Below are 2871 nucleotides of genomic sequence, written 5' to 3' on the forward strand. Positions count from 1 at the left end.
GCCGGGTACCGTGGAAACCTTGGCGGCGTTGGCGAACTTCTTCGATTCGATCTTGTCGCCCATTGCCCTGATCGCCTTGGGCTTCGGGCCGATGAAGGTGATGCCTTCCGCTTCCAGCGCCTCACAGAAGGCCGCCCGCTCGGACAGGAACCCGTAGCCGGGATGCACAGCCTGAGCGCCTGTCTCCTTGCAGGCGGCGATGATCTTTTCAGGGATGAGATAGCTTTGCGCCGCGGGCGAAGGCCCGATATGCACCGCCTCGTCGGCCATCTCGACATGCACGGCATCGCGGTCGGCATCGGAATAGACGGCAACCGTGGCGATGCCCATCTTGCGCGCCGTTTTGATGACGCGGCAGGCGATCTCGCCACGGTTGGCGATCAGGATTTTGGTGAACATGCGGAATGTCATCCCTCGGGTCGGCCGTTCCTTTTATGGCCTGTGCTGGCGTGGTCAAGCCGGCCGGGTCAATCGCGGTCTTTCAATCGATTTGGATTAGAATTCTCCATGCTGGCCCAAGCCTGGAACCAGCTAGCTGTTGATCGCCAAGGCAAAACCTGAAAGCTTGCGCAAAAATCGCCTCTGGAGGAATTGCCTGATGAAAACCCGCGCCGCTGTCGCTGTCGCCGCCGGAAAGCCGCTGGAGATCATGGAGGTCGACCTCGACGGTCCGCGCGAGGGCGAGGTGCTGGTCGAGATCAAGGCGACCGGCATCTGCCATACCGACGAATTCACGCTGTCGGGCGCCGATCCCGAAGGCCTGTTCCCGGCCATCCTCGGCCATGAGGGCGCCGGTGTGGTGGTCGATGTCGGCAAAGGGGTCACCTCCGTCAAGAAGGGCGACCATGTCATCCCGCTCTATACGCCGGAATGCCGGCAGTGCCCGTCCTGTCTGTCGCGCAAGACCAATCTGTGCACCGCTATCCGCGCCACGCAGGGCCAGGGCCTGATGCCCGACGGCTCGTCGCGCTTCTCGATCGGCAAGGACAAGATCTTCCACTATATGGGCTGCTCGACCTTCTCCAACTTCACCGTGCTGCCCGAGATCGCGCTGGCCAAGGTCAACCCGGACGCACCCTTCGACAAGATCTGCTACATCGGCTGCGGGGTGACCACTGGCATCGGTGCGGTCATCAACACTGCCAAGGTCGAGCAAGGCGCGACTGCCGTGGTCTTCGGCCTCGGTGGCATCGGCCTCAACGTCATCCAGGGCCTGAAGCTTGCCGGCGCCGACATGATCATCGGCGTCGACCTGAACAACGACAAGAAGGCCTGGGGCGAGAAATTCGGCATGACGCATTTCGTCAATCCGAAGGAGATCGACGGCGATGTCGTCCCCCACCTCGTCAACATGACCAAGCGCGGCGCCGACCAGATCGGCGGCGCCGACTACACATTCGACTGCACGGGCAGCACCAAGGTCATGCGTCAGGCGCTGGAAGCCTCGCATCGCGGCTGGGGCAAGTCGGTCGTCATCGGCGTCGCCGGCGCCGGCCAGGAAATCTCGACGCGGCCGTTCCAACTGGTCACCGGACGCACCTGGATGGGCACCGCCTTCGGCGGCGCGCGCGGCCGCACCGACGTGCCGAAGATCGTCGACTGGTACATGGACGGCAAGATCCAGATCGATCCGATGATCACCCATTTGCTGAAACTGGAAGACATCAACAAAGGGTTCGACCTCATGCATGAGGGCAAGTCGATCCGAAGCGTCGTCGTTTACTGAGGAAAGCCACAAGCCGCCGACCGACCGGCCAGCGACCTCTGTGGTTCACAACTGGGAGGAGAAAAGAATGGCGGAGAAACTGCATCCGAAAATCGACAACGGCCTGCCCAAGGAGAGCGCGAGCTTTGCCGGCGGCACGCTGGTCTGTGCTTGCACCAGCAAACCGGTCAAGGTGAAGGTCAAGGGGCAGATCGCCCACAACCACGCCTGCGGCTGCACCAAATGCTGGAAGCCGGAAGGCGCGGTGTTCTCGGTGGTTGCCGTGGCTGGCACCGGCGACGTCACCGTCACAGAGAACGGCGACAAGCTCAAGGTGGTGGACCCCTCGGCGCTGATCCAGCGCCATGCCTGCACCGGCTGCGGCGTCCACATGCACGGACCGGTCGAGCGCGACCACCCGTTCAAGGGCCTGTCCTTCATCCATCCCGAGCGCTTCGAGGAGGACGGCTGGTCGCCGCCGGGCTTCACCGCTTTCGTCTCGTCGATCATCGAGTCCGGCGTCGATCCAAAGCGGATGGACGGCATCCGTGCGCAGTTGAAGACAATCGGACTGGAGCCCTATGACTGCCTCAACCCCGGCCTGATGGACTATATCGCGACCTGGACGGCGAAGAAGTCCGGCGCACTGCCGGCCTGACAGTCGTGAGATTTCAGGTATGGGGCCGGACAAGTTTCCGGCCCCTGCTCGTTCTGGAGAGACAATGCCCTCACCCGCCATTCTCGTCGACGCAGACGCCTGCCCGGTCAAAGCCGAGGTCGAAAAAGTCGCCGAGCGCCATGGCGTCGTCGTCACTTACGTCTCCAATGGTGGCTTGCGCCCCTCCCGCGACCCGATGATCCGCAACGTCGTGGTGTCCAAGGGCGCCGACGCCGCCGACGACTGGATTGTCGAAAACGCAAAATCCAACGACATCGTGATCACCGCGGACATTCCGCTTGCCGCCCGCGCGGTGGCACTCGGCGCGCACGTGCTTGGACCGACCGGGCGCCCCTTCACGCCGGAAACGATCGGCATGGCGGTGGCGATGCGCGATCTCAAGCAGCACTTGCGCGAGACCGGCGAAAGCAAGGGCTACAATGCCAGCTTCGCCCCGCAGGACCGTTCGCGATTTCTCGGCGAACTCGACCGCATCTTGCGGCGGGGG

Annotated in this window: 4 protein-coding genes; 3 read left to right on the plus strand and 1 reads right to left on the minus strand. The window is 63.2% G+C overall.

The features are described from left to right. On the minus strand, nucleotides 1-399 hold a 399-nt coding region (locus tag EN935_RS29470; RefSeq protein WP_281040366.1), incomplete at its 3' end, for a biotin carboxylase N-terminal domain-containing protein. Nucleotides 400-598: 199 nt separating this feature from the next. Between EN935_RS29470 and EN935_RS29475 the strand changes: the two genes are divergently transcribed. The 3 genes from EN935_RS29475 to EN935_RS29485 all read left to right on the plus strand — a co-directional run. Beyond that, on the plus strand, nucleotides 599-1726 hold the full coding sequence (locus EN935_RS29475) for an S-(hydroxymethyl)glutathione dehydrogenase/class III alcohol dehydrogenase (protein ID WP_109671559.1): 1128 nt from the start codon (nucleotides 599-601) through the stop codon (nucleotides 1724-1726). Nucleotides 1727-1793: 67 nt separating this feature from the next. Beyond that, the gene (gfa, locus tag EN935_RS29480) at nucleotides 1794-2363 is read left to right on the plus strand and encodes an S-(hydroxymethyl)glutathione synthase (RefSeq protein WP_109671497.1); all 570 of its coding nucleotides are present in this window, start codon (nucleotides 1794-1796) and stop codon (nucleotides 2361-2363) included. 64 nt (nucleotides 2364-2427) lie between these two features. After that, nucleotides 2428-2871 (plus strand): YaiI/YqxD family protein (locus EN935_RS29485; protein ID WP_127373896.1); only part of this gene is annotated, 444 nt, incomplete at its 3' end.

The organism is Mesorhizobium sp. M7D.F.Ca.US.004.03.1.1 (genome assembly GCF_003998635.1).
In the GTDB taxonomy this organism is placed as follows: domain Bacteria; phylum Pseudomonadota; class Alphaproteobacteria; order Rhizobiales; family Rhizobiaceae; genus Mesorhizobium; species Mesorhizobium loti.